Here is a 24,664-nt window from a genome sequence, read left to right on the forward strand (position 1 = left end):
CTATGCCGCCATCGCGACCGGCGCGCCGAGCGCCCTGCCGTCCATGCCGAAAGCCATCAGGTGGCGCGTATCAACATGGACGGTGATCATCGCTTCGGGCTCGATGTCGTGGATGCCGGGCGACAGCATCACCCAGCGGCTACCCTCGAATTCGATATGGACGAAGCTTTCCGAACCCGCGATTTCCGAGATAGCGGTGCGCGCCTGCAGCGGCGCAGAACCTGGCGTCTGGCTGGTAAATGAGAGGTGGTGTGGATGGAACGCGATGGTACAGGGACCATCTGCCAACTGGGACAGGTGCGACGGCACTGTGAGCACGGGCCGGTCGCCGGCTGTGAACTGGCCATTCCGCTTGACGACATCCACGATGTTCAGCGGCGGGTCGGCGAAGGTGCGGGCCGTCAGGAGATCGTTCGGCCGGCGATAGACATCGATGGTGCGGCCGAACTGCGTGATGCGGCCCTCCGACAGCGTCGCGGTGTTACCACCCAGAAGCAGCGCTTCCGAAGGCTCGGTCGTCGCATAGACGAAGATCGCGCCGGAGGCGGCAAAGATCTTTGGCAGTTCCAGGCGCAGTTCCTCGCGCAGCTTGTAGTCGAGATTGGCGAGCGGCTCGTCGAGCAGAACGAGGCTGGCATTCTTGACGATGGCGCGCGCCAGCGCGGTGCGCTGCTGCTGGCCGCCCGACAGGTTAAGCGGCGTGCGGTGAAGATAGGGTGTGAGCTTGAGCAGTTCGGCCGCCTTGCGCACCTCGCGGTCGATCGTCGCCTTGTCGGCACCCTTGATGCGCATGGGCGAGGCGATGTTCTCATAGACGGTCAAGGCGGGATAGTTGATGAACTGCTGGTAGACCATGGCGACACCACGATCCTGCACGCGCACGCCCGTCACATCCTTGCCGTCGAACCAGACGGAACCCGCCGTGGGCTTGTCGAGCCCCGCCATCAACCGCATCAGCGACGTCTTGCCCGACAAGGTCGGGCCCAGCAGCACGTTCAAAGAGCCTCGCTCCAGGGCAAGAGATGTCGCATGGACATGCGTATCCCGGCCCACGGTCTTTTCCACATGGCGCAGTTCAAGCACGGTTCAGTCCTCTTCAATGCGGTTGGGCGATGCGCTCAGCTTGCGCAGGCAAGCGCCTGGTCACCGCTGCCGGCCGACCAGAGATCCGCCACCATGTCGATGGCCGTGAGATAGGTCTTGTATTTCTGGCTTAGCACGGCCGCACGTGCGCTATCCGGTTCGAGCCGCTGTTCGACATGGACCATGTTCGAAATCGCGTTTGCCACATCCGGGTAGACACCCGTTGCCACGGCGGCGCAGATCGCACCACCCTTGGCACCGAATTCACTGCCATTGGCAATTTCGACCGGCAGGCCGAGACCGTCGGCAAACATCTGCGCCCAGACACGACTGCGCGTGGGACCGCCCGCGAGCCTGATCACTTCGGGCGAGGCGGCATCCGGTCCTGTCAGCAGGTAGGTCATGTCGTAGCGATGGGCGAAGACCACGCCCTCATAGACCGCGCGCACGATATCGGGAAGCTGCACGCCGGCGCGAAGCCCGAGGAAGCCGCCCGGCGCACCGCGCGGGCCGTCATAGAGGAACGGGAAGAACAGGATGCCGTTGGTTCGGTCAATGGCGCCGGCGACGAGTTCGTTGCACACATCATAGATGCTACGCCCCTCCAGCACCGCGCGCTGCGCTTCCGCCGACAGCATGGTCTTGCACAGCCATTCGAGATTGCTGGCCGAGGTCGGCGTCGCCGTCGTTGCCAACACCTGCCCATCGACGGGATAGGGTGTCTGGATCGTCGGGAGCGGGTTAAGTGCGGGCTTGCGATGGACCGTCGAATGGATGCTGAACGTGCCGGCAACCGCTGCAAGCTGCCGGGAACTCACGGCACCAGACGCGAGGGCACAACCGACGACATCATACACGCCGCGCACGACGGGCGTTCCTTCACGAAGTCCGGTCAGGGCCGCAACGGATGCTGGAATATAACCTACCACCTCGACGGAAGGCCGAACCGGCGGAAGCTTTTCGAGCCACCCCTGCATGCCGGCGGCCTCGAAGGCCTCCCGGGAAATATCGGATTTTGTGACGTTGATGATGCCGGCACAGCCGCCGTCCGTAGGGTCCGTCGAGATATCGCCGCAAAGCCGCATGCGCAGGAAATCCTTGCAGGGCAGCATGTATCTGGCACGCCGCATCACCTCCGGCGCATTCTCCTGGAACCAGGCCATGATGGGAAAGGTCTGGCCCGGCCAGACCTGCTGCTCGATATGCCGTGAGACTTCGGCGGCAAGTCCAGAGCGCTTCCAGCGCTCGATAAGCGGTATGGAACGCGTATCGGTGGAGACCAGCCCGTTGGCGACCGCATTACCTTCCGCGTCGACGAAATACGCACCGCCACCATAGCCTGACGGCGTGACCGCAATGATGTCCGTGGGGTTGGTTCCGGTCTTTTCAAGTAGCACGCGCAGGCACTCGCAGGTCGCGCGCCACATGACGTCGGCGTCCCGCTCGGTCCAGCCCTCTTGGGGCAAAAGCATGATATTGGGGCGACGCTCGCAGGCGAGTTCGTTTCCCTTGACGTCGAACAACACGACCTTGGTCATGGTGCCACCGGCGTCGATGCCGATCAGGCGTTCCCGCATGGTTTCTCCTCCTCGCCGACGCGCCGTCTCCACCCGGCACATGGACCATTCGGTCTCATCGGCTTTGTTCCTCGTGAGCTAGGCTATTGGACGAGCCTGAATTGTCAATCGAATTCGTAAGGAAATTTTTTACAGAAATAAATAACTGATATTGCATGATATTTTTTATATGTCGGTTCGCGACCGAAGCATGGTGCCTTTCAAAAGTAATAAAATGCCATTATAGCAGCCCCATCTTCTGAGGATGACGGTCAAGAGGGGCTTTCGTGCGAAACAGAACAGAAGCAATCGCCGCGTTAAGGGCTGCCACAGCCGCACAACCGATCCTTATTGTCGGCGGCGGCATCAACGGGATCGGGCTCTTCCGTGACCTGTCTCTACAAGGCGTGCCCGCCGTCTTGGTGGACAAGAGCGACTTCGCCTCCGGCACCAGCGCGGCGCCCTCGCGGCTCATCCATGGCGGGCTCCGTTATCTCGAGACGGGCGAGTTCGCGCTGGTGCGCGAATCGGTCATCGAGCGCAATCACCTGGTGCGAAACGCCCACCACCTCGTCAAACCTCTGCCCGTTTGGGTTCCGGCCTTCAGCTGGTTCGGCGGGCTGTTTTCCGCAGGCCTGCGTTTCCTCAAGCTGAAGAAAACGCCGGGCGCCAAGGGAATTGCGGTGGTAAAGCTGGGGCTGGTGTTTTTCGATCGCTTTGGGCGGGCCACGAGCGCGATGCCCGGCCATCGCATCGTTTCGCGCGGCGAACTACGGACCCGGATGCCCGGCCTTTCGCAGCGGATCAAGGCGGTGGCCGAGTATTACGACGCACGGTTGACCCACCCGGAACGCCTCGCGCTGGAGCTCATCAAGGACGCTGAACGGGACTGCCCCGCATCCATCGCCGTGCCCTATATGGCACTGGCTGGTTCGGACGGCGATCAGGTCATCCTGCGCGACGAGGTCAGCGCGGAGGAGATTGCACTGCGGCCACGCCTCGTGATCAACTGTGCCGGCCCCTGGGCGGACGAGGCAAATCGCAAACTCGGCATCGACGGGCAACTGATAGGCGGCACGCGTGGTTCACATATCGTCCTGCACCGGCCTGACATCGCCCGCCAGCTGGGCGACGGCATGCTCTACTTCGAAACTCGGGATTTCCGCGCCTGCCTCGTCTATGCGCTCGACGCGGGGCACGTCCTGCTCGGCACCACCGACATTCGTACAAGCGACCCCGATACGGTACGTTGTTCGGACGAGGAGATCGACTATCTCTTCGATGTTCTGGAACAGGTCATGCCCGGCGCAGCCGCACGGCGCGAAGAAATCGTCTTCACCTATGCCGGGGTTCGTCCGCTTCCCTATAGCGGTGAAGGAACGACCGGCGCGATCAGCCGCGATCACTTCCTTCGGGATTTCGAACCGGATGGCAATCGGCGCTTCCCGGTATTGGCGCTCGTCGGCGGCAAGTGGACCACCTATCGCGCCTGCGCAGAGCAGATCGCCGATACCGTTCTGGCACGCCTTAGCCTGAACCGCCAGTGCAGCACGCTGGATGTTCCGATCGGCGGAAGCGCGGGGCTCGACAACGACGCCCAGAAGCGCCAGACCTTCATTCGCAGGCTCATGGCCCGCCACGACCTCGACGAGGCCGCTTGCACAGTCCTCGTCGAGCGGTACGGCAGCCAGGCCGACGATGTCGCGCGCCATGTCGCGGCCGATGGCGGCGAGACCGTGGACGAGGCCTCGCTCTACCGCGCAGGCGAAATCCGCTGGATCGTGGCCGAGGAGCGCGTCACGCGACTCTCCGATATCGTGCTGCGCAGAACCCTAATGCCCTTTGAAAACGCCATCACTTGGGCGACTCTTGATGCCGTCGCGCGCATTGCCGCAGATGCGCTCGGTTGGGATAGGCAGCGCCACAAGGCGGAGATCGCCGCGACGGTAGCGGCGCTCGACGAACGGTATCGCGTGGAATTGCCGCCCGTGCCCGCCGCTCTCCGTTCCAACGCATCCTAGGGATACCCGCATGACACCCGCCATCAGACCCCTCCTCGCCGGCAACTGGAAAATGAACGGCACGGCCAGTGCACTCGCGACCCTCGACGCAATCGCCGCGGGGATCGCGCGCATGCCTGACGTCTTCGACACTTTGCTCTGCCCTCCGGCAACGCTTGTGCACCGAGCCGCTTCCGCAGGAAAGACAAGCCGGATCCAGATCGGCGGACAGGATTGCCATACCGACCAGGCCGGTGCGCATACCGGGGATGTCTCCGCTGATATGCTTGCCGATTGCGGCGCGCGCTTCGTCATTGTCGGCCATTCCGAGCGGCGGGCGGATCATGCTGAAACGGATGATCTCGTTTGCCGCAAGGCACGGGCGGCCATCGCCTCTGGCCTGACCGCCATCGTCTGCATCGGCGAAACGGGCGCAGAGAAGGCGCAGGGTAAGACGCTTGCGGTCGTCGAGCGGCAACTCCTGAAATCCGTGCCGGACGGCGCAACGCCACGAAACATCGTCGTCGCGTATGAGCCGGTCTGGGCCATCGGCACCGGCCTCACGCCCACCGTCGAGGATGTCGCCGCAGTGCATCGCTTCATGCGTGATCAGTTGAGCGCGCGGTTCGGCACCGAATGTGCGGGGATGCGCCTGCTCTATGGCGGTTCCGTTAAGGGCGCCAATGCGCACGAGCTGATGGGGATCGATCATGTGGATGGCGCGCTTGTCGGCGGCGCAAGCCTGAAGGCGGAGGATTTCCTGGCGATTGCCCGTGCTTTCCCCGCTCTGGCAGGGGCCTGACATGGTCACCATTCTCGACCGCACCAATCTCGATCCGAACGCACCGCGCGTGCGCCATCCGGAAAAGGCCCACAAGCCGGATACGGAAGTGCTGCGCAAGCCAGAATGGATCCGCGTCAAGGCCCCGGTCTCCAAGGGCTACCAGGAGACGCGCGAGCTGGTGCGCTCCCACAAGCTGGTGACGGTGTGCGAGGAGGCCGGCTGCCCGAATATCGGCGAGTGCTGGGACAAGAAGCACGCCACCTTCATGATCATGGGCGAGATCTGTACCCGCGCCTGTGCGTTCTGCAATGTCGCGACCGGCAAGCCGAACGCGCTCGACATGGCCGAGCCGGAGAATGTCGCCAAGGCTGTCCGGCAGATGGGCCTTTCCCACGTCGTCATCACCTCGGTCGACCGCGATGATCTGGATGACGGCGGCGCGGAGCATTTCGAGAAGGTGATCTGGGCCATTCGCGCGGCGTCGCCGCTGACGACGATCGAAATCCTCACGCCGGACTTCCTGAAGAAGCCGGGCGCGCTGGAGCGTGTCGTCGCCGCCAAGCCTGATGTTTTCAACCACAATATGGAGACCGTGCCGGGCAATTACCTGACGGTGCGTCCGGGCGCGCGCTACTTCCACTCCGTGCGGCTTCTGCAGCGCGTGAAGGAGCTGGATCCGACCATGTTCACCAAGTCGGGCATCATGGTGGGTCTCGGCGAGGAGCGCAACGAAGTGCTCCAGCTGATGGACGACCTGCGCACGGCCGATGTCGACTTCCTGACCATCGGCCAATATCTCCAGCCGACCCGCAAGCACCACAAGGTGGATCGCTTCGTGACGCCCGATGAGTTCAAGTCCTACGAGACGGTCGCCTATTCCAAGGGCTTCCTGATGGTGTCGTCGAGCCCTCTCACCCGCTCCTCGCACCACGCCGGCGACGATTTCGCCCGCCTGCGCGCCGCGCGGGAGAAGAAGCTGCTCGGTTGACGATATGAAGAAGCCCGTCCTGCATAGACGGGCCATTTTCATTCTGCAGGTTGCGCCATGGCCATGCGCGGCACGATATCGGGCAAAGCAAGATCGACCGCCCTGCCACTCCTTGGCGTTTCCTGTCCGCGCCGCGCCATGCGGTGCATGAGCGGCGACAGGGCCTCGTGGGTTTCGCGGTAGAACTCGAACACGTCGCTATAGGCATCGTTACGGCGCATGTCGGGTTCCACGACATGGCTTTCTTTCACCATGTGCCCCGACGCCTCGGGCAGCGAGCCATAGAAACCGGCGCCGACCGCCGCATTGATCGCGGAGCCGAAGGCCGTCGCATCCAATACTTTGGGAACGGCAATCGGAATGCCGCAGACATCGGCATGCATCTGCGTGAGGAACGGCGTTCGGGTAGCACCGCCGCAGATCACCGTCGTTTCGATGGAAACCGCATGCGCCCGCAGCGTCCGCAGAATGTTTTCCGTGCCGTAGGCGACGGACTCGATCAGCGCGCGCAACATGTGGGCGGGCGTGTGCTTCAGTGTCAGCCCCCACAGCGCGCCCTGAAGTTCGTAGTCGGTATAGGGATTGCGGTTGCCCTGCCAGAAATCAAGCGCCACAAGGCCGTCGGCGCCGATCGGCATGCTCTCCGCCTCGCGAAGCATGTCGCCGTAAGTGTCCCCGCCCCCCTGGCCGAGCCGGCCAATATGATCATGCCACCATCGCACGATGGACCCCGAGGAGACCTGCCCGCCTTCCATGACGAACAGGCCGGGCACCACGCAATCGGGATGCGGCCCGAAGATGCCCGGCACCTCCACATCCTGGTCCGTCATCGGCAGGACGAGATGCGAGGAACCGGTGATGAAGGCCGTGCGACCGGGGCGGCACACATCGAGGCCCACCATCGCGACATAGGCATCCGTACCGCCACAGACGACGAGCGTTCCCGGCAAAAGGCCCAACTGGTCAGCGGCCTCGGAAGTCAGCGGCCCTATCGGTTCGGCGAGCGGAAGGATCTCATCCGGGAAGCGTGCCGTGATGTCGCCAAGGCCGATCCGGGCGAAGAAATCCTCCGGCCAGCCACCGCGTCGACCGTCGTAGAACCAACGGTTGGTGATGTGGTTGAGACCGAGTGTCAGACGTCCCGTGAGGCGCAGTGCAAGATAGTCCGTCATCTCGACGAACCAGCGGGAGCGCTCGTAGATCGCAGGCGCCGATTCCTTGATCCAGAGGATTTTCGGCAGCATCCATTCGGAACTTACGCCAAGGCGCGACCGGCGAAGCGCCGCGTCGTTGGTCTGCGTCATGCGGCGGGCCTGTTGGGCGGCGCGGCTGTCCATCCAGAGGATCGCCGGCATGGTCGGCTGTAGGTTGCCATCGAGCGCAACAAGCGTGCTGGACGTACCGTCGGCGGAGATGGCCTTGACGGAGGCCGCTGGTATACCAGCTTCGCTCACCGCCTGACGAACCGCAAGGCACGCGGCGCGCCACCAGTCGGCGGGCGTCTGCTCGGCCCAGCCCGGACGTGGGAATGTGGTCTCGTAGTCGTGCGTGGCCATCGAAACGACGTTGCCGTCCTGATCCACCACGATGGCCCGCGCACCGCCCGTGCCGCCGTCGAGCCCGACGAAATAGGCCTTGCCATTCATGGTCATGATGCCTCCGGATGTTGGGACTGACGGCCATTCACGGCTCGCATGGCGACGGTAACGCCGATCAGCAGCAGAATGCCTTTGATGATCTGGCGCTGGTAGTCGGCCCAGCCGAGCAGCGCGCTGCCGCTTACGAGAACGGCGAGGATAAGGATGGCGGTGGTCGTGCCGAGCACGTTGGGTTTGCCGATCCTGAGCATCATGCCCCCGAGCAGCACCGCCGTCAGGCCGTCGATGAAATAGGACGACCCGATCATCGGCTGGCCTGAGGAAAGGCTCGCCGCCAGCAGCACGCCGGTCAGCGCCGACATGACCCCGGAAAAGACGAAGAGCAGCATGAGCAGGTTGCGAACCGAGACCCCCGCCTGATCGACCGCGGCCTCACTTTGCGCCGTCGCAAAGATATAGTGGCCGAAGGTCAGCTTCTCCTGGGCATACCAAGACAGCGCGTAGAGACCAGCAACGGCGATCGCGATGACCGGCACGGGACCGATATTGGTGAAGATGAGGTCGCCAAGCGGACCTGGATCGGCGATGCGGATGGACGTGCCCTTGCCGAGCGCTGCTGCAATGGAGGCGCAGATGCCACCCGTTGCGATGGTTACAATCAGCGGTTGAAGACGCATAACCGCGACGAGCAGGCCATTAAACAAACCCGCGACCGCACCGACAGAGACCCCGACAAGCCCGGCCACCAGCCAGCCGTGGCCGCCGGCGAGCAGGTACGCCGTGGTCATATTTCCAAGGGCGGCGACATGCATGAAACTGACATCGATCTTGCCGGCCGCGATAACCCAGGTCAGCCCCAGGATCATGATCGCCGTCAATGCCGAGGAACGCAGGATCGTCGCAATGTTGGAGCTGTCGACGAGTTGCGGTCTGAGGAAGGCAAAGACGGCGACCATGAACACGAGCGTTGCAAGAAGCCAGTAGCGGCTGACGAGACCGTTCTTTGGCTTCTGCGTATCAAGACGGGCGACAGACGGGTGGGCGATAGCGTCGGTCATGAACGCTTCTCCTTCTTGACGGATGCGGGCTGGAGAAAGCTGCCGAAATCGCTCAGGAACTCACGCAGGCGGGCATCGAAGAACACCACACCGGCCAGCAGGATCGCGCTGACGACGCCGTCGCTGTAGTAGAACGGAATGCCAAGAAGCGAAAATCCATCGAGCAGCATGGTGATGAGGAATGTGCCGGCAAGCGTCGCCATAACGGATGTTCGTCCCATAAGCGCCGTACCGAGAAAGACACCGGCATAGGCGGGCATCAGCAGGTTCGCACCTTCATTGGTATCGGCAGTGCCAGATTCCGCCAGAATGAGCAGCACCGCCAAGACGCAGGTCACGCCGCAGGCGACGAAGGCCAGCATTGTGTAGAGCCTCGTCGGCACCCCTGAATAATAGGCCGCAACCAGGTTCTCGCCCGTGGCATAGAACGACGCGCCATACCGCGTGCGGTGCATGAAGAACCAGGCAGCGGCATAGAGGCCGAGCAGGAAGACGAAGGACAGGCTGTAACCGAAGACGCGCGCATCGTTCAGATCGAGAATGCCCGACGACATGAAGTTCTGAAAGATCGTGCGGCCGTTGGAATAGACGAAAGCGAGGCCTGCGGCGATCGACCCCGTAGCGATGGTCGTCACGATGTCGGGAAAACGGAAATAGCTGATGACGACGCCGTTGAACGCACCGATGGCCGCACCGACGACGATGCCGGCCGGAATGGCGATCCAAAGTGGTTGGCCGAGCGCTATAAGATAACCGATGGTCATGGCGGCGAAACAAGCAGTTCCGGCAAAGGAAAGATCGAATTTCCGGACGATGACGACGAATGACAGGCCGAGTGCCGCCAGTCCGTTCGCCGCCATATGGCGCGTGACGGCAGACATATTCTGTGTTGAGAGGAAGCGTGGCTCGGCAAGCGTGAAGGCCGTCGCGACGAGAACGACGAGAAGCAGGAAGGCAAGAAATCGTCCGCTTCCCGCTGGAAGCGTGAAAGATCTAGTCACGATGCAATTCTCCCATGATGCCGGCCATGAGCAACTGGTTGCGGGCCTGGAGACCACCGGGCGGCGCGATCTGGCGGCCTTTGTAGAGGGCGAAGGTACGGTCGGCGATGCCGTGGGCCTCGTCGCAATCGCTCGACAGGACGATGACGCCGGCCGTACGGCTTAGCTCCCGCATCAGCCCATAAAGCTTTGCACGCGCACCGATATCGACACCGACCGTCGGCTCCACGAAGATGTAGACGTCGGCCTCGGCGAAGAGGCCCTTGGCGACGACGATCTTCTGCTGGTTGCCGCCGCTGAAGCCACTGACGGGCATGGAAAGGTTCGGCGGACTAAGCGAGAGGCGTGTCGCGAACTCGCCGCTGGCAGTGCGATTACCGGCTCGCTTGAGGATGCCGGCGGCACCTGAGGCGCGCTTGAGATTGGCGAGCGTGATGTTGAAGATCGAGGTTTCCGTGAGCGCCAGCCCCTCGACGCGTCGATCCCCCGGCACGAGGAAGATCCCCGCCTTGAGGGCTTCGCGCGGCGAGCGCGGCGCGATGGTGCGCCCTTTAAGGACGATGCTGCCGCCTTCGACAGGGATCGCGCCGAACAAGGCTTTGGCCAGTTCGTCTGCGCCGGAACCGACAAGGCCGAAAATGCCGAGGATTTCTCCGCGCCTGAGCTCGAAGCCGATGTTGGAAAAAGCGCCGGCCGCTGTCAGGCCACGCACCGCCAGGACCGTCTCTCCAATGGCATCAGTTTCGGCCTTGGGTGGGAAAACGTGGTCGAGCGCCTCGCCCAGCATCAACTCGGCGAGTGAAAGGTTCTTCGCCTTTACATCGGCGACGGACATGCTCGCCACCATGCGCCCGCCGCGAAACACGGAGAGCCGGTCGGCGATTTCCATCACCTCTTCCAGGCGGTGGGTGATATAAAGAACGGAAATGCCGCTCTGACGCAGCGTGTCAATCAGGCGGAACAGCACCGTTTTCTCGACTTCCGTCAGCGTTGACGTCGGCTCGTCGAGAATGAGGACACGGATGTGGTCGCCGGCAAGGGCCTGCAGGATGGCGACGATCTCGCGTTCGACCGCAGACATCTCCGCCACTGTCTTCGAAAGATCGATATCGACGGGAAACCGTTTCAAAAGCGCATTTGCGCGATGCGAGAGATCGGCGCGCTCGATGCGTGAGAGGAGGCCGGGGCGAGCCGCCTCGCGCCCGAGAAAAATGTTCTCGTAGCCTGTGAAATCGGCGACAAGTTCAGGATGCTGCTGAACGGTCGCGATGCCGTGCCGGATCGCTTCCTTCGGATCGCGGCAGTCAATCGCCTCCCCGCCAACCTCTATCGAGCCCTCATCCTTGCGGTAGACGCCGGAGAGAATCTTGATGAAGGTCGATTTTCCCGCACCGTTGACCCCGAGCAAGGCGTGAACCTCTCCGGTCTCGAGCACGAAATCAACGTCGCTGAGCGCATTTACGGGGCCGAAACGCTTTGAAATCGCCCGCGCGCGCAAGGCTGGAGCCGTCATGTCCCACTCCTTCGCTTTGTCTTGGTCGGATGGGCGGCCCGCAGTAGCGAACCGCCCGACGCTCAGGTCAGACGGCGCGGAGCCAGCCGAGCTGATCGGCGCGGCCCGGAACGTCGAAGTCGTCGGGAATGCCATCCTTCAGCATGGCCTCTTCGACGGCATAAGTCGGCGTGACGACCAGGCGTGGCGTCTTCTGTCCGGCCAGATGCTGGTGGGCGTAGAACACCGACAGATAGGCCATCTCATAGAAGCTCTGCGCCATGGAGAGTTTCAGTTGAGAGGGACCGGCAATGTAGTTGAAGGCCTGCGAGCCACCGTCGATGCCGGTGATGATAAGATCGGGCTTGTTGGCGGCGCGTGCCGCAAGTGTGCCTTCGACCGCGGCCCCATCCCAGGCGCACCAGATCGCGTCGATATCGGGATTGGCTGTCAGAATGTTGTCGACGGCCTGGCGCGGCGTGACGTTGCCGGCAAGTGCGAAGGCCCAGTCGGCGACGATCTTGATGTCGGGATAGCGGCGCAGCGTCCACTCCATCCCGAGCGTGCGCTGATCCCAGCTTTCATTCTGCGGCAGCAGGACGCGGGCGATATTGCCCTTGCCGTTCAGCTTGCGCGCAATGAAATCGCACGAATAGGCACCCATCCCGAAATTGTTGGACATCGACGTCGTGTTGACGGCGACGCCGGGAACCGCACTGTCGGCGCAGAACACCGGAATGCCGGCCGCGATGGCCCGCTGCACGGCCGGCGCGATGGCGACGGCATCGGCGGGCGTGATGAACAGCGCCTCCGGCTTGCTCGATATCAGCGAGTCGATCTGGTCCGTTTGGGTTTTGGCGTCGAAGCCGGCATCGGTCGTGGTAAGCGTGCCGCCAAGTTCCTTGACGGCGGCGGTGAAGCCGTCCTGAAGGTGGCGCCCGGAGTCGTAGGTCGTCCAGCCGAGTGCCGCGGCGAACTTGCGGTCGGCGGCCTCGGCACGGACACCCGATGCCGCGAGATATTGTGCGGCAAAGAGCGCGGCACTGCCCCCGAGCAAAGCACGCCGTGAGATATCGAAATTGAACTTATCCATGTCCTTGGTCTCCTCCCAGATAGACATTGTCATCCTCCCGACCCGGGCCCTGTTGGGCTCGGGAACAATCCGCGCATGACCCGACCTCCTCGGGGCGCAACGCGATATTTCAGGCCGCGTTTCCCAGCGCGACCGAAGCCCGGCGAACCTCCGGCATCACCGAAAGCCAGGTGTCGTATGCGTCCGCATAGGCCGGCGCGAGGTTCTGCACCGGGGAAATCACGCGCTTGATGCGCGGTGACGTCAGAACGCTCTCTAGGCTTTCGCCACTTTCGGCGATCAGCGCGAGCCGCGCCGCGCCGTAGGCCGCGCCCAATTCGCTCGCCTCGGGCACGCGCAGGTCCACACCGAGGGACGTCGCGATCATCGACAGCCAGAGCTCGGAACGAGACCCGCCGCCGATCGCCAGCAGGCTCCCGATGGTAGAGCCGGCAGCACGAAACGCATCCGCGCATTCACGCAGAGCAAAGGCGACGCCTTGCAGAACGGCCCGCGTGAGGACCTCGTCGTCGCAGGAATGCTGCAGGCCAAGCAGCGCGCCGCGGATTTCCACATCCGCCCGCGGCGACCAGCACCCGTCCAGAAAGGGCACGAAGAGAACCGGGCTGGGCGCGCCGAGCGACGTGCCGAGTTCAGCGACAAGCTCGGATGCAGGCCGCTTTACGACCTTGGATAGCCAGTTAATACAGGACGTCGCCGACAGGATCACCGACATCTGGTGCCAGACACCGGGCATGGAATGGCAGAGCGTTTCGATCGCGTGATCGTCGCTCGGGCGCACCTTGCCGGTGGCCAGGAACAGCACGCCCGATGTGCCGAGGGAGACGGTTCCCTCCCCGTCGCGGAAGACGCCTGTGCCGCAGGCGCCGCAGGCATTGTCGCCACCGCCGCCGGCAATGACGGGACGGGACGATATTCTCCAACGTTCCGCAAGCTCGGTGCGTAGATGCCCCGTGGGATCAATACCTTCGTAAAGCTTTGGCATTTGCCTGCGATCAAGATCGGTAGCCGCCAGAAGGGTATCGGACCAGTCGCGCGCCGCAAGGTCAAGCCACATCGTGCCGCTGGAATCCGCCATGTCGGATGCCTTTTCGCCGGAAAGCTTCAGCCGCAGGTAGTCCTTTGGCAATAGCACTGTACGGACGCGGCGGAAGGCGTCCGGCTCATGGTCGCGCAGCCAGGCAAGCTTGGGCGCGGTGACGCCGGGCGTCGGCCTGCGGCCCGCAATGCGACGGATATCCGGCGCCCGCGCTTCCAAATCCGCGCATTCCTTTTCGGTGCGCGTGTCATTCCACAAAATGGCCGGGCGGATGGGCGTATCGCGCTCATCAAGAACCGTGGCGCCATACATCTGTCCGGAAAGGCCGATGCCTTTGACGGCACCCATCGCCTTCGGATGGCTCATAGAGAGCGCGTCGAGGCTTTCGCAGACGGCATCCCACCATTGTTCGGGATGCTGCTCCGACCAGCCCCGATGCGGCCGCGACACATCTATCGGACGCGACGACGATTCCGCAACCAGGCTCTGGTTCTCATCCATCAGCATGGACTTCACGCCCGACGTTCCCAGATCGATACCGAGATACATGGCTCCTCCTCCCATCGGGCCTTTCGGGCACCCGCTTTCCCATTTATTCCTCCGCGCGTCTCTGCCGGCCGCGGCGGGCTCCTCAACCCGCCAGCGACTGCCGCTTTCCCTCCAGAAAGCGGTCGAGTGCCGCGATATCTTCCGAACGCATCTTCAAACCGAGCTTGCTGCGGCGGAAGACGATGTCCTCGGCGCTCTGCGCCCACTCCTCCCGCACGAGATAGTTCACTTCCGCTTCCGTCAGGCCGGCGCCGAAGGTCCTGCCGAGATCGGAGAGGCTCTTCGCATGGCCCAGCACGAGGGGAACCCGGCTCCCGTAGTAGGTGAAAAGCCGCTTCAGTTGCTCATCGAGCATGAAAGCGTATCGGGCGCGTAGCGCGGCAAGCTGTTCCTCGAAGGCATCGATCGCGAAATCTCCGCCCGGCAACGCGGTCCTGCCTGTCCAGCCGGCACGAGCCGCAACGGCCTTCGCCTTCTCCCGTGTCAGCAGCGGCTCAAGCCTGGCCATCACCGCCTCGGCCAGCCGGCGATAGGTCGTGATCTTGCCGCCGAAGATCGAGATCAGGCCGATACCGGCCTCCTCGTCCACCTCGATCACATAGTCTCGCGTCGCTTTCTGGGCAGCACTCGCGCCATCGTCGTAAAGTGGACGCACGCCGGAATAGCTCCAGACGATGTCAGCTGTCGTCAGCGGCCTGTCGAAACAGCGGCTGACCGCATTGCAGAGATAGGCCTTCTCCTGCTCCGTTGCCGAGAACTGATCGATATCGCCATCGAAATCGCGGTCTGTCGTTCCGACCAGCGTGTAGTCGCCCTCATATGGAATGGTGAAGAAGATGCGGCCGTCGCTGTTCTGGAAGATGAAACAGCGGTCGTGCGCATAGAGTTTCGGTACGACGATATGCGATCCCTGTACAAGCCTGACCTTGCCGCGTGCCGGCCGACCCGCGGTGCGCGAGACGATGTCGTTTGCCCAGGGACCGGCAGCGTTGATCAGCGTGCGCGCGCGGATGGTGCGCTGGTATCCGCCGCGTGAGACCGTCACGGACCACCCGTCCCTATCGCGTTTCGCCGCCGTCATGGCTGTGTGCGTTTCGATCACCGCGCCCAGTTCGCTTGCGGCCTTCGCATTCATGACGACGAGACGGTTGTCCTCGACCCAGCAGTCGGAATATTCGAAGCCCGTCTTCAGCGACGCCGTCAGCCCTTCACCGAGCGCCTGCCCGGCCAGCTGAACGGTCGTCGTCCCGGGAAGACGCACACGCCCGCCAATATGGTCATAAATGAAGAGACCGAGGCGGAGCTGCCATTTCGCCCGCATGCCGGGCATGTAGGGGAGCACGAAGCGCAACGGACGAACGAAATGCGGTGCGATCGCCCAAAGCCGCTCGCGCTCCTGCAAGGCCTCACGCACCAGTTTGAACTCGTAATGCTCCAGATAGCGCAACCCGCCGTGCAGCAGCTTCGTGGACGCGCACGACGTCGCACCGCCGAGATCGCCTTTTTCGCAGAGATAGACATCAAGCCCGCGTCCCGCAGCGTCGCGGGCAATACCGCATCCATTGATGCCGCCGCCGATGATCGCGATATCGTAGATCTCAGGCATGGGCGCGCTCGCGGATCTCGGCGGGCCGCGCAGCCAGCAAACGGGACGCGATCTGGACGAACCCCTCGCCGCCACGCTCGGAGGCGACGAATGCCGGCAGCGCAGTTTCGCCGCCGGCGAAATCGGTCACGTTTGCCACGCCGCAGGAGTTCGGAAAGAACGAGAACATTGGGCCGTCATTCGGGCTGTCGCCCGTGAAGATGAACCGTGCCTTATCCGCGTCGAGATCCATTCCAAGCACATCGGCTGCGAAACGCCGCGTCATCGACAGCTTGTCATAGTTGCCAAACCACCCGTTGACGTGGATGGAAGACAGCTTCGCGATGGCGCCTGCCTCCTTGAAGAGGGCGAGCACACGATCCACCTCGCCCTGCGGCAGCGGCTCGACATCCTCGCAGACATCGATGGCGAGGTCGGCTTCGCGGTAAAGCTGATCGGAGGCGATGCCTGTGCCCGGTACTTCTTGCAGGATGCGGTCCCGCAAAGCATCGAGCTTCCGGCGATTTTCGCGACGTTCCTGCTCGGTGGCGAAGAAGGCCTGGCGCATCTTTCGCGCTTCGCGGTCGTAGGAAAAATAGAAGGCGCCGTTTTCTCCGACAACGCCCGCGACGGGCCAGAAGCGGGCGATCATGTCGCACCACCCGGCAGGACGGCCCGTGATGGGCACCACGGCGAAGCCTGCACGCGCCAGCGCCTGCAAGGCGGCGTAGGGTTCGGCGCGAAGCTGGCCTTCCGAGGTTAGGGTATCGTCGATATCGGTCAGGACGACCTGCACTTGTGACAGCACGCGATCGGAAAGTTCGTCGAGCGGGCGCATCAGCACTCCTCCTCTATGAACTGCTCGAGCACGCCCATATCGGCCGCAAGGTCGAGCATGGAATAGCGATTGCGCATCTCCTTCGAATAGCGCACCGCATCGCGATAGAGGTCGCGGTCGATGCCTATCTCCTGCGGGGTCGCGCCGCCGCCGGCCGCACGGAGATGCGCGGCAAGGTTTGCCGAGGGGATCGCCATCTGCTGGAGCGTTCGACGCAATTGCGGCCAGAGCGCCTCGAGTTGCGCATTGAACCGTTCCGCGGCGGCCGCATCGAGAACCTTGGCGCGCGACGCCGCGAGGCAATGATCGACTGCGGCCGCGGGATAGCGCGCTCTAATCTCCGCTTCGTCAAAACGGGTCGGCATGATCCGGGGTGCCTTGTCGCTCGCCAGGATGATCTCCTGAAGCCGGGCCATCGTCACGGATGACACGCCGACCTGCTGGCCGTGCACCGTTCCGGGATGGCGGTCGCCAGCGAAGCTGTCGATCCAGTGGGAAATCTGGTGTTCGCCCATCGAGCCTGGATGGCTCATGCCGGTCACGCTGATTCCGATCCCGCCAAGGGTCAGGATGCGGTGCAGATAACCTATGGCGTCATGCTCACGACGGCCCAGTCCAGCGGACCTCGCGAGCATCTCCCTCTCATCCGCTTCCTGTAAGACGTAGGGGGACGTGGCGTAGGCCGTCCTGAGCATGACATGGGAAAAATACCAGTCGACCTGCGCGGTCGAGCGACAAAGGCTGTCGCCGAAACCGGCGGCGATGAGATACTGCGGCGCATTCGCGCTGACCTCGATATCGAGGAAGACGCCCTTTGCGGCATGCGCATTCAGTGTTGTCTTCAGCCCGTTGTCGAGCGTGATGGATGCCGTCGTCGATGTGTAACCGTTCATGGACGGCGCGGTGCCAAAAACGCAGTAATCCTTGCCATCCAGAAACGTCGCGTATTTACACAGGTCGTTGATGGTGCCCGATCCGACAGCAATGACGGCATCGGCGCTTCGGGTTTTCTCCCGAAGGTCACGGATTGCGGCTTCATCTGCATGGGGGTGATCGAGCACCACGGTCGTTGCCCGCCCGCCAAGGCTTCGAGCGACGGCATAGCCGAGCGCGTCATAGGTATCGGCATCCGCGACGACCGCATAGGTCGAGGCTGGCATCACACTTGCGACATAGTCGGCCTCGCCGCCCCGCACGCTTTCCTCGATGAAGATGGCCTTGAATGGGACCTCGGCGGCAGCCCCGGTATCAGGGTCGATCCACCGTCCGGCACTTACGTCGCGGATAAGCGTGTTCCAGTCTTGCCACCCGAGCGGTCGTCGGGCGGCGGGCGCCGCATGCAACATCATGTCCTCCCAGACTTGTTGATGGCATTTTTCATTTGTCGATGCAAAATGTCAATAACATTTTTCATTGTTGATTGAATTTTGCCATTTGCATTGTGAGCCAACACGTTCGGGAAACTGGACTTGCATCCTAAAAGCTGCCAAATGAGAGGAAGGGAGACCCACGACGCAGATGCAATCCGAAAGCCCCCAAGACCGTATTGGCCGAAAAAAAGCCCCGCCCATGCAGTTTGGCGCCGATCTGCCCTTGTGGGTGGCGTGGCTTTATTACGAAGAAGGCCTCAAGCAGGACGAGATCGCTACACGGCTCGGAATATCCCGATCCTCGGTGTTCAACCTTCTTCAGAAGGCGCGCGACGAAGGCATCGTCACAATCACCATCGACCCGACACGCCTTGAGCGCGCCGACCTTTCTGTCGAACTGAAGGAGAAGGGGCAGCTCGCCGAGTGTTATGTCCTGCCCTCATCATCGGGTGGGGCCGCGCTTTCGGAACAGATCGGGCGGCTCGGGGCACGGATTTTCGAGCAGAAGTTGGAAAAGGACGACGTTGTCGGCGTCGCATGGGGGCGCACCGTCATGGCGCTGTCGAAGGCGCTTTCACCGACCAGCATGCCAGGCGTCACAGTTGCCCAGGTCACCGGCAGCTCGATTGCGACTTACGACTTCTCCCCTGAATTGTGCACTTCCAACATCGCAGCGCGCCTTAATGCGCGCTGCGTCAACCTGCACGCGCCGGGCGTCGTGTCCAACGCAAACATGAAGTCGCTTCTCATGCAGGAGCCGATCGTTGGCCAGCATTTCGACCTCCTGCGGCACTGCACGAAATCGCTCTTCGGCGTTACCCACATTACCGGTCAAACCCTGCTGGAAGATACCGGCGTCATGACGGAAGAACTGCTTCGGCAGTATCAGGACAAGGGCGCGGTCGGTTTCGCCTCAGGCTACTTTTTCGACATCGACGGCGCGATCATCCGAACGGGTTTCGACGACCGCCATCTCGTCATGCCTCTCGACGATTTCCTGAATGTGCCAGAACGCCTTTGTATCGGCGGCGGCCCGGAAAAGGTGGATGCGATCCATGGGATGCTGAAGGCCCGCATCGCCACCATCCTGATAACCGATCAGGAAACGGCAAAAGCAGTTTGCGCGAACCTGAGCGTCGTCTAGACCAGGGCGGTCTTGCCTCGCGCGCAGTTTGAGTACCGCATTGCCAGATGCAGTATCCGAACCGCTTGCAACGACGTATCTGCGATATCCCGCCGCCCCCAATAACATGATTGCAAAACTCAGCTTATTATGGCTATCAGAGTCACCAACGGCAATTCAGGAGTGCCGCTGTCCTGCGAAATGAAATGCTGGACCGTGACGGAAGGCGCTTGGCGGGCATATGGGCAGTCAGGGACGGGATACGCGCAACGAAGCCTATGTGGCCTATCGCGCCGAACTGGTGCGGTATGCCACGCCGATTCTCGGTTCCCAGGAAGATGCCGAGGATATTGTGCAGGAGGCTTTCGTGCGCTTCGTGCCAGAGGCGGCGGATGAGCCCTCGCGGCTCAAGTCCTACCTCTACCGTATTGTGCGCAACCTCGCCTTCGACAGGAGGCGTCGGCGCCGGCTTGAGGCGCGCGGACATCCCGACGATACGCCCTGGTGGGGCCTGCCGCAAAACCACGACACGCCGGAGGAACAAGTTCTCTTGTGCGATCGGGTTCGTCAGGTCGAAGCCGTCATGGAGACGATGCCGACACAAAAGCGCATAGCGCTCGAAATGCATCGTTTCGGCGGCTACCGCATCGAGGAGATTGCGCGCCATCTTGGTGTTTCGACATCGAGCGCCCATCGGCTGATCCAGTCCGGGCTGGCCGAGCTGCTGAAAAAGATACTCTAGGAAAGAGAAATCGTATCCGTTCCTGAGAAAATCTCCGGAGCTATTCGTCTTATAGGTGACGAGTACATTCGCGAGGGCGGCTTCTGCGGGTACAGGCGAGACGAAGGCGATGACCGGCATGCGCGATACAGGAACGGACATACCCCAGGCCATTGCCGAAGAGGCGGCCGGATGGATGATTGCCTTGCAGGAAGAGCCGGGCGACCGCCTCTGCCGGGACAGGTTCGAGCACTGGCTCGACCAGTCCGCGCAACACCGACAGGCCTGGGCCCGTCTGCAGATCGCCTGGCAGGCCCTCGGCGCCGCCAGTCCTGTCCTCAAGGAAAGCTGGCAGGGCGCCGCACGCGTCCCTGCGCTTCAAAAACCCCAGCACCCACGCCGCGCAGGCTTGGCACGTCGCGCTGGTATGTTCGGGGCGGCGGCGGCCGCCTTGCTCTGTCTCGCGTTCATCGTCGGGCCGGCCATCATGCTTCGCATGGAAGCCGACTACAGGACGCAGACCGCAGAAAGCCGGACCATTACACTGGAAGACGGCAGCCTCGTTCACCTCTCCGGTGCGAGCGCCATTGCAACGGATTTCGCAAACGGGCGCCGTGCCGTTCGCCTCCTTGCGGGGGAGGCCTTTTTCGAGGTCACACCGGATAAAAACCGTCCCTTCACCGTCGACGCCAACGGCGTCGAGGTCACGGTTCTCGGCACGAAATTCGATGTCCAGGCCGATGGCGATCTGACAGTCGTCGCGTTGGCGGAGGGTTCCGTCAAGGCATCTGTCGGCCGGGATGCGCCGGAGGAATTCCTCGCGCCCGGCGACCAATTGACGGCCAACAGCGCCACCGGCGAAGTGTCGCGCGCGACGATCCCGGTTTCCGATATCGCCACGTGGCGCGACGGGAAGATATTCGTGGTGGATGCCACGATCGGCGCCGTCGTGGAGCAGATCCGCCGCTACCACCCTGCCTGGATCTCACTGCCCGACAGCACCTTGGCCAGCCGGCGGGTGACAGGCTTCTACGACCTTCGCAATCCCGATCAGGCGCTACAGGCGCTCGTCACGCCCTATGGCGGCAAAGTGCGACGCGTCTCGCCGATAGCACGGCTCATCAGCCGCTTCTGATAAAAAAATATGACTGAAATAATCAAGGTTTAGCGTAAAGCACGAAAAAAGCTGGGAAAAAATCCGCAGCTGTCCGTCTTTTCGTTGAGTGCCGCATGAAGCGCGCTGCAACGAAGAGACGAAGACATGCATACCACATACCCGGTGACGCCGCTTGCGAAAGGCAACGGAACCGTCCGCTCCCACACGGTATTTCTCGCGACGACGGCGCTCGCTTTGATGTGTGCGTGCGCACCAGCACTGGGACAAAACGCGCAGACGACCGAAAGCGCGTCCGAGGACAGCGCAACGGGCACGGCACGCATTGCCTTCAACATTCCGGCCCAAACACTGGCCAAGGCCGTGGGTGCCTTTGGCCGGCAATCCGGCCTCCAGGTCACCCTTTCTTCCACGCAGGCGGGAGACATCCGAACGAACGCCGTTGTCGGCCGTTTCACACCGTCGGAGGCCCTTTCGCGCATGCTTGCCGGCACCGGCATACAGGGTCGTGTCAGCGGCGGTTCAGCCATTCTGAGCGGCGGCGGCCAGGCGTCCGATCTCGGCGCGACCGATGGCTCGACGGTGCTGGAAACCATCAATGTGGGAAAAGGTCCGCGGAGCGCCTCCAGCGGCGCCGGTTTCCAGGGCACACCCGACTGGGTCTACGAGACGCCGGCAAGTATCAGCGTCGTATCGCGCGAGGCCATCGAAAAGAAGCAGCCGCGCAACGCCTATGACCTGTTTTCCGGCGTCTCCGGCGTTTCGGTCGCCGGTGCAGCACAGAACCCAGGTGTTGCCATCAATGTGCGGGGCTTGCAGGACCAGACCCGCGTCACGACGACGATCGATGGCGCGCGCCAGAACTTCCAGCAGGCGGGACACGGCTACACATCGAATGTCTATGTCGATCCCGCGCTGATCAGGACCGTGAAGATCGACAAGAATGCCGGCGCCGGTGTCGGCAGCGGCGGTTCGCACGGCGGTGTCGTCGGCTTCCGAACACTGACAGCCGACGATGTGCTTCTCGAAGGCCACAATGCCGGCGGCTGGATCGACGCGACCAGGGGCACCAACGCCTACGAGTTCTACGGCTCGGCAGCGCTCGCAGCCCGCACCGACGACGGCATCGACATCGTGGCGGCGCTCAGCCGCAAGAACCTCGACACCTACCAGATCGGCAAGAATGGAACGCTGGAGGGCAATCCCGGCGGCGACGAGCCCGTCTTCACCGGCTCGGACACCACATCCGGCCTCATCAAGGCCGGCCTCGACCTGGAAAACGACCAGCGCATCGAGTTGGGCTTCGTCGGCTACGATGCACTCTTCACGACCAGCACCGCGCTCGCCACGAACGAAAACACCAACCATGTGCGCAATCTGACGGGTACGCTGACCTATACCTACAATCCGGACGATCCGCTCTTCGACCTGAAGGGCCAATTGTGGTGGAATCGCACGGAAAACCATCAATGGCGCTCGGGCCGCAACGATTATGGTGAGTTTGACGTCAACTACGGATTGAACACCTATGGTCTCAGCCTGGAGAACACCAGCCAGGTCGCGCTTCCCACCGGCGAGCTTTCCTTCCATTACGGTACGGAAATCTTCATCGACCGCGCAGACACGGGCGTCCTCAACAGGGACCCGGGCGATGCAGACAACGCCTGGTGGTTCAGCGGCCCCAACCCGACGGGCGAGCGCTGGCTCTCGAGCACGTTCGCCACGGCGAAATACGAGCATGAGAATTGGTTCGAAGCATCCTTGGGTGGACGCTACGACTATTACAAGATCAAGGGCTCATCGCAGATTGACGGCGGTACGGAGACGTACATCGTCGACCCCGGTGTCTGCCGCGTGTACTGGCCGCCAGATCGAAACAACGGCGAATGCCGAACTTGGGTGACGCGCCCGGTTTACGGCGTGCGAAACGTCGTCCACGATATCGCGCTCGACCATTCCGCAGGACGCTTCTCACCGGAAGCACTGGTCGCCGTAAAGCCATGGAACGGCGTCCAGATCTTCGGAAAGTATGCCGAAGGCTTCCGGCCCGGAACGCTCGGCGAAATGCTGTTGGGCGGCTCGCATATCGGAAACCTGATGGATTATGCGCCGAACGCTAACCTCAAGCCGGAAACCTCGCAAACGTGGGAGGCGGGCGTCAACATCACCGCCGACGACCTGCTGGCCGGCGGAGACAGCCTGCGGCTCAAGGCGGCCTACTTCGACAAGACAATCGCAAACTACATTGCGCTTGGAACCGTGAGCGGAAACCCCGCAGCCGGCGGTCAGGTCAGCAGCTACTACGCCTATACGAACCTTATCGGCGATTCACGCCTGCGCGGTGTCGAGATCGAGGGCAACTATGACGCCGGCCCCTACTATGCCGGCGGCTCGTTTACCTACACCAAAGGTGACTTTCCCAAGACATACAGCGACAACCCCTGGGGCAATGCGACGTCGACGGGCAATGGATCGATCCTCTATGTATCCGTTGCCCCGAAGTATCGCTTCACCGCCGATGTCGGCGTTCGGTTCTTCGATGACAGGTTGAATGTCGGTGCGCGCGCCAACCGTGTTGTTCCCTCCGAACAGATCGGCATGTTCGCAAGCGTCTACAAAGCAAAACCCTTCACGACCTTCGACATCTATGGCTCCTGGGATTTCAACGAGAACGCCTCTCTGCGCTTCGCCGTCAACAACCTGACGGATGTCGCCTATGTCGATCCTATGAACTCATCCGATTTTCCAGCACCCGGCCGCACCGCGACCCTGTCGCTCAAGGTCCGGTTCTGATCCCGCAATCGCGCCGGTTCAAAGATGACCCGGCGTGAGACCAGCTGCATCCATGGTCCGGACGCAGCTAACCCTAGAAAGGAAAACAAATGGCAACGATCGATTTCAATGACGCCAACAGCGACGGCCTTGGCATTGACTTCCTCGGTTATCTCGAGGCGTGGGACGCGAGCTTCAACTCCGGCTACTACGGCTTCTTCTCCACCAATCCGGTCGATTTTTCGGGTAACCAGTTCGCCGTCGCCGACAGCAACAGCACGACGGTCGGCGGCGTGGGCGGCGCCGACACTGTCGTGATCGATTCCGGCAGCGCCGGCGATCTCTACTACGATATGACGTCGCACGTTCTCGCGGGCGCTGTCGACGGTGCGACCTTCGGCCAGGGGCTCAGCTACAATTCCGGCACGGACACGTTCTCGCAGTCCTTGTGGGACATCGACATCAACGGCCTCGGGCTGACCGGCACAGGTGCCGCAAATCCGGTACACAATTTCGTCTACGGCATCATGCAGGGCAATCCGGCAAACCTGATCAGCGTGCTGAACAGCCAGAACAACACGTTCAATGGCAGCGCGGGCGATGACGTGCTCTACAGCTTCAACGGCAATGACACGCTGACCGGCAATGGCGGATACGATACCTTCATTTTCGGTGGTACCGATGGCAACGACGTGATCACCGACTTCAATGCCGCGGAAGACATCATCGATATCTCCGCATGGGCGGCCGGAAGCGCACTTTCGGTGACCTATGCCTATGATGCCGCCAGCGGCCTCTACGACGCCACCATCACGGATGGCGTGAACGGCAGCATTTCCGTCCAGGACATTGCGAACAATTCGCTGGTCAGCGGCGTGAACCTGTTCGTCTGAGAAGTTT

At 62.3% G+C, this 24,664-nt stretch carries 19 protein-coding genes; 8 read left to right on the top strand and 11 right to left on the bottom strand.

What is annotated here, in order from left to right:
• Together K6301_RS17710 and K6301_RS17715 are read right to left on the bottom strand one after the other, a co-directional pair.
• A complete protein-coding gene (locus K6301_RS17710; RefSeq protein WP_247221849.1) occupies positions 1 to 1,083 on the bottom strand; it encodes an ABC transporter ATP-binding protein in 1,083 nt (360 codons plus the stop codon).
• Positions 1,084 to 1,118: 35 nt separating this feature from the next.
• On the bottom strand, positions 1,119 to 2,660 hold the full coding sequence (locus K6301_RS17715) for an FGGY-family carbohydrate kinase (protein WP_247221850.1): 1,542 nt from the start codon (positions 2,658 to 2,660) through the stop codon (positions 1,119 to 1,121).
• 266 nt (positions 2,661 to 2,926) lie between these two features.
• Between K6301_RS17715 and K6301_RS17720 the strand changes: the two genes are divergently transcribed.
• Genes K6301_RS17720 through lipA form a run of 3 tightly spaced genes read left to right on the top strand, consistent with a single transcriptional unit; the run spans position 2,927 to position 6,411 of the window.
• A complete protein-coding gene (locus tag K6301_RS17720) occupies positions 2,927 to 4,660 on the top strand; it encodes a glycerol-3-phosphate dehydrogenase/oxidase (protein WP_247221851.1) in 1,734 nt (577 codons plus the stop codon).
• 10 nt (positions 4,661 to 4,670) lie between these two features.
• Positions 4,671 to 5,441, top strand: a complete 771-nt coding sequence (gene tpiA / locus K6301_RS17725; protein ID WP_247221852.1) for a triose-phosphate isomerase — start codon at positions 4,671 to 4,673, stop codon at positions 5,439 to 5,441.
• Position 5,442: 1 nt separating this feature from the next.
• Complete coding sequence (lipA, locus tag K6301_RS17730) at positions 5,443 to 6,411, top strand: lipoyl synthase (RefSeq protein WP_247221854.1); 969 nt, start codon at positions 5,443 to 5,445, stop codon at positions 6,409 to 6,411.
• Positions 6,412 to 6,449: 38 nt separating this feature from the next.
• Here lipA and K6301_RS17735 read toward each other — a convergent pair whose 3' ends face one another.
• From K6301_RS17735 to K6301_RS17775, 9 genes are all read right to left on the bottom strand, one after another.
• Positions 6,450 to 8,063, bottom strand: a complete 1,614-nt coding sequence (locus K6301_RS17735) for an FGGY-family carbohydrate kinase (protein WP_247221856.1) — start codon at positions 8,061 to 8,063, stop codon at positions 6,450 to 6,452.
• Positions 8,060 to 9,067 (bottom strand): ABC transporter permease, encoded by a 1,008-nt coding sequence (locus tag K6301_RS17740; protein ID WP_247221857.1) that lies wholly within the window; start codon positions 9,065 to 9,067, stop codon positions 8,060 to 8,062. Before K6301_RS17740 ends, K6301_RS17735 begins: the two co-directional genes overlap by 4 nt.
• Entirely contained in the window at positions 9,064 to 10,068 is a 1,005-nt protein-coding gene (locus tag K6301_RS17745) for an ABC transporter permease (protein ID WP_247221858.1), read from the bottom strand. Before K6301_RS17745 ends, K6301_RS17740 begins: the two co-directional genes overlap by 4 nt.
• The gene (locus tag K6301_RS17750; protein ID WP_247221859.1) at positions 10,061 to 11,581 is read right to left on the bottom strand and encodes a sugar ABC transporter ATP-binding protein; all 1,521 of its coding nucleotides are present in this window, start codon (positions 11,579 to 11,581) and stop codon (positions 10,061 to 10,063) included. The genes K6301_RS17745 and K6301_RS17750 overlap by 8 nt, the downstream gene beginning before the upstream one ends.
• A 67-nt stretch (positions 11,582 to 11,648) precedes the next feature.
• Complete coding sequence (locus tag K6301_RS17755; protein ID WP_247221860.1) at positions 11,649 to 12,680, bottom strand: sugar ABC transporter substrate-binding protein; 1,032 nt, start codon at positions 12,678 to 12,680, stop codon at positions 11,649 to 11,651.
• Positions 12,681 to 12,762: 82 nt separating this feature from the next.
• Positions 12,763 to 14,241 (bottom strand): xylulokinase, encoded by a 1,479-nt coding sequence (xylB, locus tag K6301_RS17760; RefSeq protein ID WP_247221862.1) that lies wholly within the window; start codon positions 14,239 to 14,241, stop codon positions 12,763 to 12,765.
• Between the two features lie 82 nt (positions 14,242 to 14,323).
• Entirely contained in the window at positions 14,324 to 15,847 is a 1,524-nt protein-coding gene (gene glpD, locus K6301_RS17765) for a glycerol-3-phosphate dehydrogenase (RefSeq protein WP_247221863.1), read from the bottom strand.
• Positions 15,840 to 16,664 carry an HAD-IIB family hydrolase gene (locus K6301_RS17770; RefSeq protein ID WP_247221864.1) on the bottom strand — a complete coding sequence of 275 codons (825 nt, stop codon included), beginning with the start codon at positions 16,662 to 16,664 and terminating at the stop codon, positions 15,840 to 15,842. Before K6301_RS17770 ends, glpD begins: the two co-directional genes overlap by 8 nt.
• Positions 16,664 to 18,010, bottom strand: a complete 1,347-nt coding sequence (locus tag K6301_RS17775; RefSeq protein ID WP_247221865.1) for a sn-glycerol-1-phosphate dehydrogenase — start codon at positions 18,008 to 18,010, stop codon at positions 16,664 to 16,666. The genes K6301_RS17770 and K6301_RS17775 overlap by 1 nt, the downstream gene beginning before the upstream one ends.
• A gap of 223 nt (positions 18,011 to 18,233) precedes the next feature.
• Here K6301_RS17775 and K6301_RS17780 point away from each other — a divergent pair, with 223 nt between their 5' ends.
• From K6301_RS17780 to K6301_RS17800, 5 genes are all read left to right on the top strand, one after another.
• Entirely contained in the window at positions 18,234 to 19,178 is a 945-nt protein-coding gene (locus K6301_RS17780) for a sugar-binding transcriptional regulator (protein WP_247221866.1), read from the top strand.
• A gap of 220 nt (positions 19,179 to 19,398) precedes the next feature.
• A complete protein-coding gene (locus K6301_RS17785; RefSeq protein WP_281505897.1) occupies positions 19,399 to 19,899 on the top strand; it encodes an RNA polymerase sigma factor in 501 nt (166 codons plus the stop codon).
• A 118-nt stretch (positions 19,900 to 20,017) separates the two neighbouring features.
• Entirely contained in the window at positions 20,018 to 21,013 is a 996-nt protein-coding gene (locus K6301_RS17790; protein ID WP_247221868.1) for a FecR family protein, read from the top strand.
• 126 nt (positions 21,014 to 21,139) lie between these two features.
• The gene (locus tag K6301_RS17795) at positions 21,140 to 23,785 is read left to right on the top strand and encodes a TonB-dependent receptor (protein ID WP_247221869.1); all 2,646 of its coding nucleotides are present in this window, start codon (positions 21,140 to 21,142) and stop codon (positions 23,783 to 23,785) included.
• An 89-nt stretch (positions 23,786 to 23,874) separates the two neighbouring features.
• Complete coding sequence (locus K6301_RS17800) at positions 23,875 to 24,657, top strand: hypothetical protein (RefSeq protein WP_247221870.1); 783 nt, start codon at positions 23,875 to 23,877, stop codon at positions 24,655 to 24,657.
• Positions 24,658 to 24,664: the final 7 nt, after the last annotated feature.

It is taken from the genome of Shinella oryzae (genome assembly GCF_023038235.1).
Classification (GTDB): domain Bacteria; phylum Pseudomonadota; class Alphaproteobacteria; order Rhizobiales; family Rhizobiaceae; genus Shinella; species Shinella sumterensis.